At 47.1% G+C, this 16,664-nt stretch carries 17 protein-coding genes; all 17 read left to right on the forward strand.

Annotated elements, in window-relative coordinates; all coding sequences use genetic code 11:
• The first annotated feature begins 167 nt into the window (after nt 1-167).
• The 17 genes from KNQ11_RS00835 to cccA all read left to right on the forward strand — a co-directional run bounded on the left by KNQ11_RS00835 (nt 168) and on the right by cccA (nt 16,565).
• On the forward strand, nt 168-689 hold the full coding sequence (locus tag KNQ11_RS00835; protein WP_235147624.1) for an NfeD family protein: 522 nt from the start codon (nt 168-170) through the stop codon (nt 687-689).
• Nucleotides 686-1,669: a flotillin-like protein FloA gene (gene floA / locus KNQ11_RS00840; RefSeq protein ID WP_023467489.1), complete on the forward strand. Its 984-nt coding sequence runs from the start codon at nt 686-688 to the stop codon at nt 1,667-1,669. The genes KNQ11_RS00835 and floA overlap by 4 nt, the downstream gene beginning before the upstream one ends.
• A 13-nt stretch (nt 1,670-1,682) precedes the next feature.
• The gene (locus KNQ11_RS00845) at nt 1,683-2,153 is read left to right on the forward strand and encodes an MSCRAMM family adhesin SdrC (RefSeq protein ID WP_214769005.1); all 471 of its coding nucleotides are present in this window, start codon (nt 1,683-1,685) and stop codon (nt 2,151-2,153) included.
• A gap of 171 nt (nt 2,154-2,324) precedes the next feature.
• Nucleotides 2,325-3,287, forward strand: a complete 963-nt coding sequence (locus KNQ11_RS00850; RefSeq protein WP_023467492.1) for a PhoH family protein — start codon at nt 2,325-2,327, stop codon at nt 3,285-3,287.
• Nucleotides 3,288-3,323: 36 nt separating this feature from the next.
• Nucleotides 3,324-5,381: an HD family phosphohydrolase gene (locus tag KNQ11_RS00855; RefSeq protein WP_214769007.1), complete on the forward strand. Its 2,058-nt coding sequence runs from the start codon at nt 3,324-3,326 to the stop codon at nt 5,379-5,381.
• The gene (gene ybeY, locus KNQ11_RS00860; RefSeq protein WP_214769020.1) at nt 5,378-5,854 is read left to right on the forward strand and encodes an rRNA maturation RNase YbeY; all 477 of its coding nucleotides are present in this window, start codon (nt 5,378-5,380) and stop codon (nt 5,852-5,854) included. The genes KNQ11_RS00855 and ybeY overlap by 4 nt, the downstream gene beginning before the upstream one ends.
• A 29-nt stretch (nt 5,855-5,883) precedes the next feature.
• Nucleotides 5,884-6,201, forward strand: a complete 318-nt coding sequence (locus tag KNQ11_RS00865) for a diacylglycerol kinase (RefSeq protein WP_241492327.1) — start codon at nt 5,884-5,886, stop codon at nt 6,199-6,201.
• 48 nt (nt 6,202-6,249) lie between these two features.
• Nucleotides 6,250-6,648: a cytidine deaminase gene (locus tag KNQ11_RS00870; RefSeq protein ID WP_023467498.1), complete on the forward strand. Its 399-nt coding sequence runs from the start codon at nt 6,250-6,252 to the stop codon at nt 6,646-6,648.
• Complete coding sequence (era, locus tag KNQ11_RS00875; protein WP_023467500.1) at nt 6,641-7,549, forward strand: GTPase Era; 909 nt, start codon at nt 6,641-6,643, stop codon at nt 7,547-7,549. Before KNQ11_RS00870 ends, era begins: the two co-directional genes overlap by 8 nt.
• A 3-nt stretch (nt 7,550-7,552) precedes the next feature.
• Nucleotides 7,553-8,302: a DNA repair protein RecO gene (gene recO, locus KNQ11_RS00880; protein WP_023467502.1), complete on the forward strand. Its 750-nt coding sequence runs from the start codon at nt 7,553-7,555 to the stop codon at nt 8,300-8,302.
• Between the two features lie 288 nt (nt 8,303-8,590).
• Nucleotides 8,591-9,481, forward strand: a complete 891-nt coding sequence (gene glyQ / locus KNQ11_RS00885) for a glycine--tRNA ligase subunit alpha (protein WP_029341034.1) — start codon at nt 8,591-8,593, stop codon at nt 9,479-9,481.
• Nucleotides 9,474-11,534, forward strand: a complete 2,061-nt coding sequence (glyS, locus tag KNQ11_RS00890) for a glycine--tRNA ligase subunit beta (protein ID WP_023467506.1) — start codon at nt 9,474-9,476, stop codon at nt 11,532-11,534. Before glyQ ends, glyS begins: the two co-directional genes overlap by 8 nt.
• Nucleotides 11,535-11,555: 21 nt before the next feature.
• The gene (ccpN, locus tag KNQ11_RS00895) at nt 11,556-12,185 is read left to right on the forward strand and encodes a transcriptional regulator CcpN (protein ID WP_035398363.1); all 630 of its coding nucleotides are present in this window, start codon (nt 11,556-11,558) and stop codon (nt 12,183-12,185) included.
• 12 nt (nt 12,186-12,197) lie between these two features.
• The gene (locus KNQ11_RS00900; protein WP_047396410.1) at nt 12,198-13,007 is read left to right on the forward strand and encodes a pyruvate, water dikinase regulatory protein; all 810 of its coding nucleotides are present in this window, start codon (nt 12,198-12,200) and stop codon (nt 13,005-13,007) included.
• Nucleotides 13,008-13,153: 146 nt separating this feature from the next.
• Nucleotides 13,154-14,950 carry a DNA primase gene (dnaG, locus tag KNQ11_RS00905; RefSeq protein WP_214769022.1) on the forward strand — a complete coding sequence of 599 codons (1,797 nt, stop codon included), beginning with the start codon at nt 13,154-13,156 and terminating at the stop codon, nt 14,948-14,950.
• Between the two features lie 34 nt (nt 14,951-14,984).
• Entirely contained in the window at nt 14,985-16,070 is a 1,086-nt protein-coding gene (gene rpoD / locus KNQ11_RS00910) for an RNA polymerase sigma factor RpoD (protein WP_023467512.1), read from the forward strand.
• Between the two features lie 153 nt (nt 16,071-16,223).
• The gene (gene cccA, locus KNQ11_RS00915; protein WP_029341040.1) at nt 16,224-16,565 is read left to right on the forward strand and encodes a cytochrome c550; all 342 of its coding nucleotides are present in this window, start codon (nt 16,224-16,226) and stop codon (nt 16,563-16,565) included.
• The last annotated feature ends 99 nt before the right edge of the window (nt 16,566-16,664 follow it).

The raw sequence follows: 16,664 nt of genomic DNA on the forward strand, positions 1-16,664 counted from the left end.
ATGGAAAAGGTGTCCTTCGGGACACCTTTTTTTGTCGTTCCTGTCACAATTAAAAGTTTCTTGATGAATTCAGAATAGTCATGAAACCTTTTTGTTTTGAAAGCGTATATAATTATAGTAACGAATCAAAGTGCAAAAGAAGCAGCTTCTGACACGAATGAAAAGGGGTGAACGTACGCATGACGTTTAGCTTAGGGATGATTTTGGCGGTCTTCATGATCGGGGTCCTCATGTTACTGGTCGAAATATTCGTCACAGGGTTCGGAATCTTTGGAGTCCTCGGAATCGGCGCTGTCCTTGCTAGTCTGATCATGGCAGGTGCTACAGTTGGTCAAGTAGGCATAGCGATTGGACTTGCTGTATTTCTATCACTTGCGGCCGGATACTGGGCATATCGCAGAATTAAATCGAATCAATCCTTATTATGGAGAGGTTTGATTTTGACAGATTCCACATCGTCTGAAAAAGGCTATCTTTCTCATCAAGACAAAGTGCAATTGTTAGGACAAGAAGGAGTTAGTCTGACACCTCTCCGTCCGTCAGGAACAATTGAAATCGACGGAAATCGAATCGATGCCGTTACGGAAGGGACCTTCATTCAAGCGGGGGAAACGATCGTCGTAAAAGAAGTGACGCATGGACGCGTCATTGTTAGAGTCCAACATACGAAGGAGGAGTCCCACACATGACACCTGAATTATTGACTGTATTACTCATATCCGGAGGAATTTTAATTTTCCTCGCCATCTTCTTCACGCTCGTTCCGATTCCACTTTGGATTAGCTCGCTCGCAGCGGGAGTGCGCGTATCGATCTTTACATTAGTCGGGATGCGTCTTCGTCGAGTAACACCGTCTAAGATCGTCAATCCGTTGATCAAAGCGGTTAAAGCAGGATTGAACCTGAATACGAACCAACTCGAAAGTCACTTCCTTGCCGGTGGTAACGTTGACCGCGTCGTCAATGCCTTGATTGCAGCACACCGTGCGAATATCGAGTTGAGTTTCGAACGTGCAGCGGCGATTGATCTTGCTGGTCGTAACGTTTTGGAAGCTGTTCAAATGTCGGTTAACCCGAAAGTCATCGAAACACCATTCATCGCCGGTGTGGCGATGAACGGGATTGAAGTAAAAGCGAAAGCCCGGATCACGGTACGTGCGAACATCGATCGTCTCGTCGGTGGTGCTGGGGAAGAAACGGTCATCGCACGTGTTGGTGAGGGTGTCATCTCAACAATTGGTTCGTGTAATGACCAAAAAGAAGTACTTGAGAATCCAGAGATGATCTCACGGACGGTTCTTGCAAAAGGACTCGATTCGGGTACGGCGTTCGAGATTCTCTCGATTGATATCGCGGACATTGATATCGGTAAGAATATCGGTGCGGTTCTGCAGACGGATCAAGCAGAAGCAGATAAGAACATTGCGCAAGCAAAAGCGGAAGAACGTCGCGCAATGGCGATCGCAAGTGAACAAGAGATGAAATCACGTGTTGAAGAGATGCGTGCGAAGGTTGTCGCTGCTGAAGCGGAAGTGCCGCTTGCTATCGCTGAAGCGATGCGTGACGGTAACTTTGGCGTCATGGATTATGCAAACTACTTGAACGTGACGGCAGATACGAAAATGCGTCAAGCAATCGGTGGGCAATCATCACCAAATGACTCACAATAAAGGGTGAGACGGTATGGATATCATATGGGTCGGATTGATGATCGCATTCGGTGTCATCTCCGTCATCTCAAAAGCAGCGGATAAAAAGCCGAAGCAGACGAACCGGACACCTTCAAAGGAGTTCGGCGACTATGTGAAACAAATAACCGAACAGGTCGATACGGCGCGACAAGAGACGGTACCTCCACCTGTCGTTCGTAAAAAAGCACCCGCGAAGAAACAACCGGGGGTAACGCAAACAAAAGCGCGACCCGTTCATGAACGAACGGAATTGCAACAACGTTTGGACCAACGTCAAAAGCAACATTCGAAAAAAGGGATGTCCTCGTCGACGATTGGCGAAATCAAAGATAGCGTAGCAGACGGTGCCATTGGATCGTCGAGTCGTTCAGCATCGGCAACGACGATTTCACAAGATGAAATGCGACGTGCCATCGTTTGGAGTGAAGTTCTTGGTGCGCCTGTTTCCAAGCGCAAACGCTAATATTTGTATAGTGAGTCGATCCTACGAAACGCGTAGGATTGACTCTTTTTATTTCCTAAAAGGTGGGAACGGGTTTTTCTTTCCATCTTTTCGGCGGAAGTGCTAAAGTGGAAGAGATTAGATATGAAGCGATGACAACTTGTTATCCATGACTAGGAGGCCATTCACAACGTGATATTCAACGAAAGAATCCCATTTGCATTTTCGAATTCAGAACAGATTCAAGCATTCGTCGGTCCGAATGATGCAGTCTTACGTACGATGGAAGCAGAACTTGACGTTCAGCTGACGCATCGAGGAGATGAGCTGTTGGCACAATCCGAACAGGAGCAGTCTGTGATCTTAGCAGGACAGGTCGTAGGCGTCTTGAAACAACTTGTGAATCGTGGTGCTGTTTTAACAGAGCGTGACGCGACGAGCGCCATTCAACTCGCACGTCAAGATCGTGTGGATGAACTGCTAGAACTTTACGATACGGTCATTCATACGAATCATAAAGGAAAACCACTTCGTGCAAAGACACTCGGTCAAGCACGTTACGTTCGGGGAATCGACCGCTGTGATTTGACATTTGGTATTGGGCCAGCGGGAACCGGAAAAACGTATCTTGCTGTCGTGATGGCGGCAAAAGCGTTAAAAGAAGGTCACGTCAAACGACTCGTCCTGACGCGTCCGGCAGTAGAAGCAGGAGAAAATCTAGGATTCCTTCCAGGGGATCTTAAAGAAAAAGTCGATCCCTATCTACGTCCTCTGTACGATGCGCTACATGACGTGCTTGGTGTCGAACATACGGCTCGTCTGCTTGAACGTGGTGTCATCGAAATCGCACCGCTTGCTTACATGCGAGGACGGACGCTTGAACATGCTTTTGTCATTCTCGATGAAGCGCAAAATACGACACGGGAACAAATGAAGATGTTCCTGACGCGTCTCGGATTCCATTCGAAGATGATTGTTACGGGCGATTTAACACAAGTCGATCTTCCGCGTGGAAAAACATCTGGTCTACAAGAAGCGTTACATTTGCTCGGTAATGTCAAAGGGATTCATTTTGAGCACTTTGGCTCAGCTGATGTCGTACGTCACCCACTTGTCCGGAAAATCGTTGATGCTTATAGTCAGGATTTGACCTAAGCCGTTACGGAAAAAGAGGGAAAAGGGGGAGATGATATGCGCAAGGTTGGGGTCTGGGTTGGTCTTTTGACAGTAGTATTCTATCTCATCGTATCGACGATGATGTATGTCAGCGTTCGACCAGAAGCCTTGTCCGCAGAACCATTCTCAATTGCAGAAGAAGATATCCGGTCACCCTTGACGATGGAGGACCGGGTCGCAACAAATCAAATCAAGGAAAATTCGGTTGCTGCAATCGAGAGTCAGTATACGATCAAACAAGAGTATGCAGCACAACAAATTGATAAAGTCGAACAACTTTTTGCGAGTTTGTCCGGTATTAAAAAAACAAATGAGATCGGTAAAATCAAACAGCGTCTGCGTGGAACGGAGGCAGCGACACTGTTGAAGGATGATGAGTTACGCTTGCTTGTGACGTCGACGACAGCACTGCGGAATACGACACGTGACGTCGTCATTACAGCGATTGAAGAAGCGATGCGTCAACGCATCTCGTCCGATGGTGGTGAAGTAGCGGAAGCACGTGAGAATGCGCGGACGGATATCGAACGTTCGCCACTCTCCTTTTCACTAAAAGCAGTCGCTAAAGCGTTGACCGATCAACTGATCGTGACGAACTACGTCTATGATCCGGAAAAAACGGAACAGCTCCGTAAACAGACGAGTGATAAAGTCGAACCGGTTATCATTTCAGAAGGTGAAGTGATCGTCAAACGAGGCGAAGTGATTTCACAAGATGCCTATCGTCAGCTACAACTCGTCGGATTGATTTCTGATCGACAGTCGTTGAAACCGTTACTCGGTGCGATGCTGATCAGTGCGTTGATGACTGCCTTTTTATTTGGCTTTATTCACCGTTCGAAACTGCGATACGCTCAAATGGGGCGGATTCGTTTATTTGGGCTTGTCTATCTCGTCGTCAGTCTACAATTACTCGTCATGTATGGTATGGCGTTCTTAGCAGACGACATCAATCCAGCATTTTACTTACTCACGCCGACGGCTTTTGCTGCGCTCGTCCTGCGCAATTTATTGAACGAACGGATTGCCTTATCAAGCTCTCTGTTCACGGCGCTTGCGGGAACGTTCTTCTATAGTGCGAATCAAAACTTCAGCTTCAATATCGCAATCTATTTGTTGGTTGGTGGGTTAGTCGCAACATTTTTCCTACAATCTAGTTTGTCGCGTCGTCGTATTTTCATGAGCAGTATTTCGATTGCCGGAGCAAACATCGCGATTTTCTTAGCATTCGTCCTGTTACGAAGTGGTACGTTCGAACTGCGAGAAACGCTGATTTTAATCGGTTTTGCGATTGCGAGTGGTATATTGAGTGCCGTCCTAGCAATTGGACTATTGCCGTTTCTTGAAATGACGTTCGGTATTTTAGCACCGACCCGCCTACTCGAACTGTTGAACCCAACACATCCGTTACTCAAAAAACTATTAGTTGAAGCACCTGGAACGTACCATCATAGTATGATGGTCGCGAACCTAGCAGAAACAGCCTGTGAAGCAATCGGAGCAGATGGGTTGCTTGCACGAGTCGGAGCCTACTATCATGATTTAGGGAAAACACGACGGCCACTTTATTTCATTGAAAACCAGCATGGACGTAATCCCCATGATCGATTGACACCGGAAGAGTCGGCACGTGTCATCTTGGCACATACCGAGGATGGCGTTGAATTACTCGAAGACGCAAAACTTCCTGCAGCGATCATCGATATTTGCCGTCAGCATCATGGAACCTCTCTGCTTCGCTATTTTTATGTCAAAGCAGCAGAACAAGGTGAGGTCGACGAAGAGACGTTCCGTTACACAGGTCCGAAACCACAAACTCGTGAAGCGGCGGTCATCATGATCGTTGACTCGATTGAAGCGGCTGTTCGTTCGATGAAAGCTCCTTCAGAAGAAGGAATTCGGGACTTAGTCGCGAAAATCATTCGTGAAAAGATGATGGATGACCAATTTGCGGAATGTGACATTACGACACGTGAGATTTATCGCGTCGGTGAAAGTGCGTGTCATACTTTATCCGGTTTGTTCCATGAACGAATCGAGTATCCAGAATTAAAGAAAGAGGCAACGACATGAATATTTATATGACAGACGAAAATAATCGTCTAACGGAAGAACAACGACAGCTTGTCGAATCGATTTTGATTTACACGGCAGAACAAGAAGAAGTCGATTCAAATAGTGAGTTGTCCGTGACTTTCGTCTCAAACGATGAGATTCAAGAAATCAATCGTGAATGGCGTGGAAAGGATCAGACGACGGACGTCATTTCCTTTGCGATGGAAGAACTCGGAGAAGATGAGATCGATTTTGGATTGCTCGAAGATGAACCAATCGTCCTTGGCGATTTGATCATTTCCGTGGAACGATGCCGTGAACAAGCGGCAGAGTATGGCAATCATTTTGAGCGAGAGCTCGGTTTCCTCGCTGTCCATGGTTTTCTCCATTTACTCGGATACGATCACATTGAAAAAGCAGATGAGGAAGTCATGACGAAGCGACAGGAGGAAATCCTGCATCACTTCGAGTTATATCGGGGCACATTGTGAAAAGCTGGTGGCAACCCTTTCGGCATGCCATGAACGGATTGCGCCAATCGATTCGAGAGGAACGGCATATGAAAGTTCATGTGACAGTTGGTGCCATCGTGTTACTTGTCGCCTTTCTATTACCATTGACGTCTGTCGAGCGAGCAATTCTCTTCTTGACGGTCGGGATCGTCATCAGTGCTGAGATGTTCAATACAGCGTTTGAGCGCGTCGTTGATCTCGTGACGCAGGAATGGCATCCGCTGGCAAAAGCAGTCAAGGATATTGCAAGTGGAGCTGTTCTTGTGTTGGCGCTTACATCTATTGCAATTGCACTATGCATCTTCATCCCATATTTGGTACAATAAGAATCCGGCCTTTTTGGCCAATACCGTTCCTAAGAAGGGGATATTCACATGAAAACAGAACAATTACTCGAACAAGCTAAACGTGCACGCGAAAAAGCGTATGTTCCATATTCGAAATTCCAAGTCGGTGCTGCTTTACTAACAAAAGACGGACAAGTCTTCCATGGCTGCAATATTGAAAACGCTGCATATGGTCTTTGTAACTGTGCAGAACGGACAGCAATCTTTTCTGCGTGGGCACAGGATGCGCGTGAGTATGCAGCGATGGCTGTCGTTGCGGACACGGAAGGACCGGTCGCACCATGCGGACAATGCCGCCAAGTGTTATCAGAGATGTGTGATGCGGATATGCCAATCTATTTGACGAACCTTAAAGGGGATGTCACAGAAACAACAGTGGGTGCCCTCTTACCAGGAGCATTCACGAAAGGGGATTTACATGTTTAAAGAAGGATTCAAATCGGGCTTTGTCTCGATCATCGGACGCCCGAACGTCGGAAAATCGACATTCCTCAACCGTGTCATCGGACAAAAGATTGCCATCATGTCTGATAAGCCACAAACGACGCGAAACAAGATCCAAGGTGTCTATACGACAGAAGACGTTCAGACGATTTTCATCGATACACCAGGGATTCACAAACCAAAACATAAACTCGGCGACTTCATGATGAAGGTCGCGACGAACGCATTGCGTGAAGTTGATGCGATTTTGTTCATGGTCAACGTGACGGAACCAAAAGGAAAAGGTGACGATTTCATCATTGAAAAATTGAAGGAACTCGATACCCCCATCATCCTCGTCATGAATAAGGTCGACTTGATTCATCCGAATGATATTCCGCCAATCATCGAGTCATATAAAAATGAGCTTGAGTTTGCGGCAGTCGTTCCAATCTCTGCGTTACAAGGTAACAACGTCGGACCGTTACTTGAAGAAATCGCGAAGATCTTACCGGAAGGACCAATGTATTACCCGGCGGATCAAGTCACTGACCATCCGGAGCGTTTCATCATCTCAGAGATGATCCGTGAGAAAGTCCTGCAAAAGACACGCGATGAAGTACCACACTCGATCGCAGTCGCGATTGATCAAATCAAGACGCGTGAGAATGGAAACATGGTCGATGTCCATGCGACGATCTTGATCGAGCGCGATTCCCAAAAAGGAATCATCATCGGTAAACGCGGAGCACTTCTAAAAGAAATCGGCTCTGAAGCACGAACGGACATCGAGATGTTACTCGGAACGAAAGTTTACCTGAACTTGTGGGTTAAAGTCCAAAAAGATTGGCGCAACAAGGCCGGTCAATTGCGTGAACTTGGCTTCCGCGATGACGAGTACTAAGCGATGATCGATAAGGCGGAAGGGCTTGTACTACGAACGGTCGTATACGGTGAATCGAATAAAATCGTCACGCTACTGACACGTGAATACGGCAAGCTCGCCGTCATGGCGCGAGGAGCGAAGAAGCCGGGTAGTCGTTTTAACGCGGCAAGCCAGCCTTTCGTTCGAGCCGTCTATATCTATCCAAGGTCACGTGGTCTCGGTCAGTTGAAATCGGCAGACGTCATCACGAGTCATGCGCATATCCGGCAAGATGTCGTCTTGATGGCGTATGCGATGTATCTACTGGAGCTTGCAGATAAAGCGCTTGATGAACGTGTGCCGCAACCGGCACTCTATGATTTGTTCGTCGAAGGACTGGAGGCGATGGATGAAGGACTCGATCCCGACGTCGTCTCCTTCATCATCGAGTTGCGCCTGTTGCGTCATCTAGGGATTGCGCCACACTTGAACGGCTGTACGATTTGCGGGAGTGCTGAAGCACCGTTTGCTTTTTCGTTACACCACGGCGGTCTACTCTGTCGCCGGCATCGCCATGAGGATGAACATGCTGTCTTCATGTCAGAAGCAGTCGCGAAGATGCTCTACGTGTTTTCTGTCTACGATTTTTCGCGGATCGGGACCGTGACGGTGAAGCCGGAAACGAAGCGTCTATTGCGTCAAATCATGGATGCTTATATGGAACGCTACAGCGGGTTACGCCTGCGTTCAAAACGTGTCCTCGACCAGTTGATTGATTTCGGCAACGATTGACAGCAACAAGCGGGTTCGGTAGAATAAATGCGGTAGAAGCAACTAAATGAACACGATGACGAAAAGGAGTACCGTCTTTTTCTCAATCAAGCGATTCCAGGGTGGTGCGAGCTGGGAGTGAGAGGGGCGCGAATGGCGTTTCGGAGTGTTCTTTGTCAAAAAGAGTGGCATGCGATGCATGCAAGTAGGGTGGAACCGCGGGCTTGTCTCGTCCCTATGTGCAACGATTGTTGTACATAGGGGCGTTTTTTGCGTTCCTTAATCATTTCGGAGGTGAAAGTCGTGAAGATGACAGTACAAGACATGATCTTGACATTACAAAAATTTTGGGCAGAACAAGGCTGCTTGACGATGCAAGCATACGACGTAGAAAAAGGAGCCGGTACGATGAATCCGATGACGTTCTTACGGAGTCTCGGACCAGAACCATGGAACGTTTGTTATACAGAACCATCACGCCGTCCGGCTGACGGTCGTTACGGGGAAAATCCGAACCGTCTGTATCAACACCATCAATTCCAAGTCATCATGAAACCATCACCTGACAACATTCAGGAATTGTACTTACAAAGTCTCGAGTTGCTCGGTATCAACCCACTCGAACATGATATTCGTTTCGTAGAGGATAACTGGGAGAACCCGACATTCGGTGCTGCAGGTCTCGGCTGGGAAGTATGGCTGAACGGGATGGAAATCACGCAATTCACGTATTTCCAACAAGTCGGTGGAATCGAGTGTAATCCGATCGCAGTAGAGATCACTTACGGAATCGAGCGTCTCGCGTCGTACATTCAAGACGTCGAGAGTGTCTTTGATCTCGTTTGGACGGATGGCTTCAAATACGGTGATATCTTCTATCAACCGGAGTTCGAACATTCGAAGTATACGTTTGAAACATCAGATGTCGCCTTACTCTTCACGTTGTTCGATCAATATGAAAAAGAAGCGAATCGTGCCTTGGACGAGAATCTCGTTTTCCCAGCGTATGATTACATCTTGAAATGTTCGCATACCTTTAACCTTCTCGACGCGAAGGGTGCGATTTCTGTCACGGAACGGACAGGATTCATCCATCGTGTCCGGAACATGTCGCGCCGTTGTGCGCAAAGTTTCATCGAAGAACGGGAACGTCTTGGCTTCCCATTGATCAAGTCGAAAGCAGGTGAGTCACATGCATGAATTATTACTTGAAATCGGTTTAGAAGAGATGCCGGCTCGATTCGTCCTTCAATCCGAAACACAACTCAAGGAACGCGTGACGCGTTTCCTTGAAGAAGCTCGGATTGAGTTCGCGAGCGTCGAATCCTTCTCGACACCACGTCGTCTTGCAGTGTATGTCAAAGGTCTCGCAGCACGTCAAAGTGACCTCGAAGAGACATTAAAAGGACCAGCAAAACGTATCGCGATGGACGAAGCAGGGAACTGGACGAAAGCAGCCGAAGGGTTCGCGCGTGGTAAAGGGTTAACGACGGACGATCTCTTCCTTGGAGAAGAAAAAGGAGTCGAGTATCTCTATGCGACACGTAAGGAAGTCGGACAAGCGACAGCCGATCTACTTCCTGGACTAAAACAAGTCGTCGAAGCGATGACATTCCCGAAAAACATGCGTTGGAGCACACAATCGTTACGTTACATGCGTCCGATTCGTTGGTTGATTGCCCTGCTTGACGATCAAGTCATCCCGTTTGAAGTCGCATCCGTTGAAACAGGTCGGACATCACGTGGACATCGTTTCCTCGGGCAGGACATCACGATCCTGCGTCCGAACGCTTATGTTGAAGCGCTCGCAGGAGAAAACGTCATCGTCAGTTATGAAGCACGTCGTCAATTGATCGAAGAACAAATCGCAGCGCTTGCGGCACGCGAACAATTCGAAGTGCCGATTGATGCGTCTTTACTTGAAGAAGTCACGAACCTCGTCGAGTATCCGACAGCCTTGTTCGGTGCATTCGATGAAGCGTATCTTGAGTTACCAGAAGAAGTCTTGATCACGACGATGAAAGAACACCAACGTTACTTCCCGGTCAAACGTGACGGTGCGTTGCTCCACTATTTCGTCACGGTACGAAACGGAAACGCAACACATCTTGAAAACGTCGCACGCGGAAACGAAAAAGTCATCCGTGCCCGTTTAGCCGATGCGCAGTTCTTCTATGAAGAAGATAAAAAAGCAGATATCGATGAACAGGCGAAACGCCTTGATAAAATCGTCTTCCATGAAAAATTAGGAACGACAGGCGAAAAAGTCCGTCGCGTCCGTCAGATGGCGCTCGCACTTGCAGATCGTGTCGGTGCGGACAAAACACGTGTTGAACGTGCAGGACAAATCTATAAATTCGATCTCGTCAGTCAAATGGTCTATGAATTCACAGAATTACAAGGTCTGATGGGTGAGCGGTATGCGAACATGAAGAATGAGGATCCAGAAGTCGCGGCTGCGATTCGTGAACATTACATGCCACGCTTCGCGGGGGATGCAAGTCCGGAGACACCGACAGGAACACTCTATGCGATTCTCGATAAGATGGACAGCGTCGCTGGATTCTTTGGTGTCGGTATGATTCCAAGTGGATCAGCGGATCCGTATGCATTGCGTCGTCAAGCACAAGGGATTGTTCAGATTTTATCAGATCGTAAGTTGAATCTGACATTGACTGAACTGATTGCTTTCGTCGTTTCAGAACAGGTGGCAGCAGGTCTTTACGCGAAGGATGCCGAAGAAGTTCAAGCTGCATTACAAGACTTCTTTGCACAACGCTTGAAATACCGTCTATCGGAAATGAACTTCCGTCATGATGTCGTCGAAGCCGCTCTTGATCATACGTTGACAGTCGAAGCGAATGAGCAGCGTGCTGCGATGCTTGAAAGTGCGACGAAAAAAGAATCGTTTAAGAAAACGGTCGAACAACTCAGTCGTGTCTTAAACATCTCGAAAAAAGCAGAAGACGTCACAACTGTTAATCCAGCGCTCTTTGAAAATGATGCGGAACGCGCGTTACATGAGGCGATTGAGAAGACCTTACCAGAGGTCGATCAAGCGATCGCGTCACTTGATTATGAACGAGCGCTTGAGGCACTTGAGGCAACCGTTCCGTCGATCACAGCATACTTTGACGGTACGATGATCATGACGGACGACGAAACAGTCCGCACGAACCGTCTTAGCGAAATGAAACGATTTGCGCAAGCCATCGAATCAGTCGCCCGGTTCAATGCACTTACTTTAGCGTAAAGAAAAAGGACGGATGAGCCGATGAAGTTAAATGAACGGCAAAAAAAGATACTCCAAATCGTCAAAGAGAACGGTCCGATCACGGGAGAGCAGATTGCTTCTGCACTCTCCTTGACACGGGCGACGTTACGACCCGATTTGTCGATTTTAACGATGACCGGCATGCTAGAAGCGCGTCCACGTGTCGGCTATATGTACGTTGGAAAGAAAAATGCGTCCATGCTTCATGAGAAACTCGACACCTTGACCGTCGGCGAATTCATGTCGTCGGCAAAGGTCATTCATGAAGGGATGACCGTATACGATGCGATCGTTCACTTATTCCTTGAAGATGTAGGTTCGCTGTTCGTCGTCAGTAAGGACCATGCGTTGGTCGGTGTGTTGTCACGTAAGGATTTTCTACGTGCGGCAATCGGTAATCAAGAGTTAGACTCGTTACCGGTCAATATCATCATGACACGGATGCCGAATTTGACGGTCTGTGAAAAATCGGAGACGTTGATTGGTGCCGGTATGAAACTGATCGAAAAGCAGATTGATTCAATGCCAGTCGTCGAAGAGGAGAACGGCGTCTTGAAAGTCGTGGGTCGAATGACGAAGACGAACATGACGAAAGTGTTGGTCGCTTTAGCACGTGATGAAGAAATTTAAGGAGGGTTCCTGATGCGTCAACGGATTTATGTCGTGAGTGACTCTGTCGGAGAGACGTGTGAACTCGTCGTCCGCGCAGCTGCAATCCAATTCCCGGAACAAGCCATCGAGACGGTCCGCATTCCGTTCGTCGATGATGATCAAGTCATTTATGACTTGGTTCTTCATGCGAAAGAAGAACAAGCGACGATTGCTTTTACGATCGTTCATGCGACCCATCGTCGTCTGCTTGCAGATACAGCGCGTGCCCACGGTGTAAAAGCGATTGATCTACTTGGTCCATTGCTTGACACGATGGAAGATCGCTTGCAGATGCAACCGAAGGAAGAGCCAGGTTTAATCTATCGCTTAGATGAAGAATATTTCCGAAAAATCGAAGCGGTTGAGTTTGCTGTCAAGTATGACGATGGACGTGATCCAAAAGGTATCAAACGTGCGGATATCGTCTTGATCGGGGTGTCGCGTACATCAAAGACACCACTTTCGCAGTATCTGGCTTTAAAGCGATATAAAGTAGCGAACGTACCACTCGTACCTGAATCGATCCCGCCAGCGGAGCTATTCGACATTCCAAAAGAAAAATGTTTTGGACTACTCATCTCACCGGAAAAGTTGATCGACATCCGAATGGAACGCTTGCGTTCATTAGGACTCAAACCAGAAGCAGCATATGCGCAGATGGACCGAATCAACCGGGAACTCGAATACGCACGGAATTTATACGAACGAATCGGTTGCCAAGTCATCGACGTGACGAATAAAGCAGTCGAGGAAACGGCAAACCTGATTTTGACTGGAATTTCCGGGAAAGCGCATGACTAGTCAAGCAGTCAGGAACATAGTATACTTGTTTAGCTGATAAATGAGATAATGCCCTTTTTCTAATGAAACGGAACGAGTCATCGTTCCGTTTCATTGCGGGTATGGTCATGTAAGGATAAGTTCTCAAGGAAAGGGGAGAGGACGGAATGAAGCGAATTCCTGATGAAATCGTCGATCAGGTCCGCCAAGCAACGGACATCGTCGAATTGATTTCAGAACGTGTAGAATTAAAAAAACAAGGGAATCGATATTCAGGGCTTTGCCCGTTTCATTCTGAGAAATCACCTTCCTTTTCTGTTTCTCCTGATAAAGGGATGTACTACTGTTTTGGATGTGGTGCAGGTGGAAACGCGATCACTTTCGTCATGGAAACAGAAGGAATGAGTTTCAAGGAAGCCGTCTCTAAATTAGCTGATCGCAGCGATGTCACACTTCCAGAACTGGAGCCGGATCGATTCGAACAATCGGAATCGACACCCGAACAGGAAAAGAAGTTCCGGATGCGCGAGGCACATCGGATCGTCACCGAGTTGTATCATGAAGTGTTGATTCAAACGGAAGCAGGCGACGCGGGACGAATCTATTTAGAGAATCGTGGTATCCGTGAGGGTGCGATGCGTGAGTTCCGACTCGGGTATGCACCGGATCAAGATCGTTTTACAGTGGATTCCTTGGCACGGCGTGGGTTTGATTTAGATGAGATGGTCGAAGCGGGATTGATTTCAATCGGACGCGATGGCGATTATCGAGATCGATTCAACGGTCGAGTCGTATTTCCTATCTCCGATCGTGATGGCACGATCGTCGGATTTAGTGGACGTTCGATTGATGGTCGTGATCCGAAGTATGTCAATACAGCGGAAACACCTTTGTTCAATAAAAGTGAACTGTTATTCGGATTCGCTCAAGCACGAGGGGCGATGCGCAAAATCAAACAAGTCGTCCTCGTTGAGGGGAATCTTGATGTTGTGCGTGTCGCTCAAGCGGGTATACCTTATACGGTAGCCTCTTTAGGAACAGCCTTAACACCGGTTCATGCCCAAAACCTAGCACGTATCGTCGATGAAGTCATTATTTGTTATGACGGAGACAAGGCAGGACGCGCTGCGACGTTAAAAGCCCTACAATTGCTTGAAGCCGTTGCCGTCGACTGTTCCGTCATCCGTTTACCGGATGGCGAAGACCCGGATTCCTTCATTGGGAATCAGGGCGAAGAGACGTTTTTACACTGGATCGAACAAGAACGGGTTTCAAGTCTTGAATTCAAATCTTTTTATTTTCGACAAGGAAAAAACTTGCGATTAGAAGGAGAACGCGTTCGATATATTGAAACTATGCTTGAAGAGATTGGTCGAACATCCAATCCGTTGTTACGGGACATTTATTTAGGAAAACTTTCTGAGGAATTTAAACTCTCGAAAGACTCCTTGATCGCACAAGTGCGTCCAACCGTCCAACAACCGAAGAGAGAACAAATCGTTTCCGATCGCCCAACTGCTCTACCGACAGCACCTCCTGACCGAACGTTCGCGAACTGGAAAAAGGCAGAACGCTTCTTGCTTGCCTACATGATCCGTTCAGAAGAAGTATGTCTTGAAGTGCGAGAGCAACTAGGTGTCCAATTCAATGATCCGGCACACCAATTGATTGCCGGCAAGCTATATGAATTTTACGGAACAGGTACGCAAGGAAGTCCTGATCGTTTTTTGACGATGTTGCACGACGCTTCTTTGCAACGAATCGTAGCGGATTTAGAGTTCATGCTGATGCCTGAGTATGATCCTGATTTACTCAGTCACTACATTCGTGCCGTCCAAAATGAACAGCAACGTCGGTTGTTAGAAGAAGAAAAGTCACGATTGAATCAACAAACAGATATCCGTGCTCAAGCGGAGCTGATGCAGGCGATCATAGAACGGAAGCGTCGTTTAAAAGATCGATGACCTGCTGCATGATGTGGAAGGAGTGTATGGTTCGATGGCAGAAAAAGCAAGATCAGAAGCTGAATTACTCCGTCTCGCGAAAGAGGAACTCATCGCGCTCGGACATAAAAATGGTGAATTGTCACACCAAAAGATCGAAGACAAACTAAGTTCGTTCGAATCAATGGATGCTCAGCAATTCGAGGAATTCCTTCAATTGCTTGAAACAGAAGGTATCAAGGTCAACAATGACGGCACAGGGGACGAAAAAGAAGAGGCGGATCTAAACGATTTGTCTGTTCCTCCTGGTGTCAAGATCAATGACCCTGTCCGGATGTATCTAAAAGAAATCGGCCGCGTTGATCTGTTGAATGCAGAAGACGAAGTCGAACTCGCTAAACGAATCGAGCAAAACGATGAAGAAGCAAAAAAACGATTGGCGGAAGCAAACTTACGTCTCGTCGTTTCGATTGCGAAGCGTTATGTCGGACGCGGTATGTTGTTCCTTGATTTGATTCAAGAAGGCAACATGGGTCTGATCAAAGCGGTCGAAAAATTCGACTATACGAAGGGATATAAATTCTCGACGTATGCAACATGGTGGATTCGTCAGGCAATCACACGTGCGATTGCTGACCAAGCGCGGACAATCCGAATTCCGGTTCACATGGTTGAGACGATCAATAAATTGATTCGTGTCCAGCGTCAACTCTTGCAAGATCTCGGACGTGAACCATCACCGGAAGAAATTTCGAAAGAGATGGAAATCACGCCGGAAAAAGTCCGTGAAATCCTGAAAATTGCGCAAGAGCCGGTTTCTCTTGAAACTCCAATCGGGGAAGAGGACGATTCACATCTCGGAGATTTCATCGAGGACCAAGATGCGACGGCACCACAAGATGCTGCAGCATACGAACTCTTGAAAGAACAACTCGAAGATGTGTTAGATACACTGACGGATCGTGAAGAAAACGTCCTTCGTCTTCGTTTTGGTCTTGACGATGGTCGGACACGGACACTTGAAGAAGTCGGAAAAGTATTTGGCGTTACACGTGAGCGGATTCGTCAAATCGAAGCAAAAGCACTTCGGAAGTTACGTCACCCGAGTCGTTCAAAACGTTTAAAAGATTTCCTCGATTAATTCAAAGTGTGAAGAATATATGAAATTTTAGTGGGAAGGAAGAAAAAAGTTTCGTTTTTTTCTTCCTTCCCTGTTTTTTTTACAGTAGAATAGTAACGGGGAATACCATTCAGTCACCAACTTGGTTGGGTATAGAATATGGGGGGAATCCAAATGCGTAATCCATTAGTACCGTTCGCGGCGATCGCAGTCATCGCCATCATCGCTATGATTTCATTGTCTTACTTTGGGGTCGATCAGGTGAAGGAAGCTCGCAAAGGGCCGTCAACTGCAGAAATGAAGCCGGAAGACTTATTTGCATCTAAAGGATGTACAGGATGTCACGGTGGAAACTTAGAAGGCGGAACAGGTCCGAACTTAACAAAGATCGGCGCGAAGCTGAAAGAAGATGAAATTAAAGACATCGCAATGAACGGTAAAGGGCAAATGCCTGGCGGTCTTGCGAATGACGAAGAAGCAGCTGTTCTAGCCAAATGGTTAGCTGCTAAGAAATAAGAACAAGGACATCTATCTCGTTACGAGATGGATGTTTTTTTGTGGTGTATGGTATCTTTTTTAGCGTAAATCCGCTATTTTTAAAAGAGAGTTTTTCGG

This window comes from Exiguobacterium sp. s39 (genome assembly GCF_018618925.1).
In the GTDB taxonomy this organism is placed as follows: Bacteria; Bacillota; Bacilli; order Exiguobacteriales; family Exiguobacteriaceae; genus Exiguobacterium_A; species Exiguobacterium_A abrahamii.

Excerpts from the sequence above, each read along its gene's own strand:
- floA (WP_023467489.1), top strand. The coding sequence starts at position 686 with ATGACACCTGAATTATTGACTGTATTACTCATATCCGGAGGAATTTTA.
- KNQ11_RS00845 (WP_214769005.1), top strand. The coding sequence starts at position 1,683 with ATGGATATCATATGGGTCGGATTGATGATCGCATTCGGTGTCATCTCC.
- KNQ11_RS00855 (WP_214769007.1), top strand. The coding sequence starts at position 3,324 with ATGCGCAAGGTTGGGGTCTGGGTTGGTCTTTTGACAGTAGTATTCTAT.
- ybeY (WP_214769020.1), top strand. The coding sequence starts at position 5,378 with ATGAATATTTATATGACAGACGAAAATAATCGTCTAACGGAAGAACAA.
- KNQ11_RS00865 (WP_241492327.1), top strand. The coding sequence starts at position 5,884 with ATGAACGGATTGCGCCAATCGATTCGAGAGGAACGGCATATGAAAGTT.
- KNQ11_RS00870 (WP_023467498.1), top strand. The coding sequence starts at position 6,250 with ATGAAAACAGAACAATTACTCGAACAAGCTAAACGTGCACGCGAAAAA.
- era (WP_023467500.1), top strand. The coding sequence starts at position 6,641 with ATGTTTAAAGAAGGATTCAAATCGGGCTTTGTCTCGATCATCGGACGC.
- recO (WP_023467502.1), top strand. The coding sequence starts at position 7,553 with ATGATCGATAAGGCGGAAGGGCTTGTACTACGAACGGTCGTATACGGT.
- glyQ (WP_029341034.1), top strand. The coding sequence starts at position 8,591 with ATGACAGTACAAGACATGATCTTGACATTACAAAAATTTTGGGCAGAA.
- glyS (WP_023467506.1), top strand. The coding sequence starts at position 9,474 with ATGCATGAATTATTACTTGAAATCGGTTTAGAAGAGATGCCGGCTCGA.
- ccpN (WP_035398363.1), top strand. The coding sequence starts at position 11,556 with ATGAAGTTAAATGAACGGCAAAAAAAGATACTCCAAATCGTCAAAGAG.
- KNQ11_RS00900 (WP_047396410.1), top strand. The coding sequence starts at position 12,198 with ATGCGTCAACGGATTTATGTCGTGAGTGACTCTGTCGGAGAGACGTGT.
- dnaG (WP_214769022.1), top strand. The coding sequence starts at position 13,154 with ATGAAGCGAATTCCTGATGAAATCGTCGATCAGGTCCGCCAAGCAACG.
- rpoD (WP_023467512.1), top strand. The coding sequence starts at position 14,985 with ATGGCAGAAAAAGCAAGATCAGAAGCTGAATTACTCCGTCTCGCGAAA.
- cccA (WP_029341040.1), top strand. The coding sequence starts at position 16,224 with ATGCGTAATCCATTAGTACCGTTCGCGGCGATCGCAGTCATCGCCATC.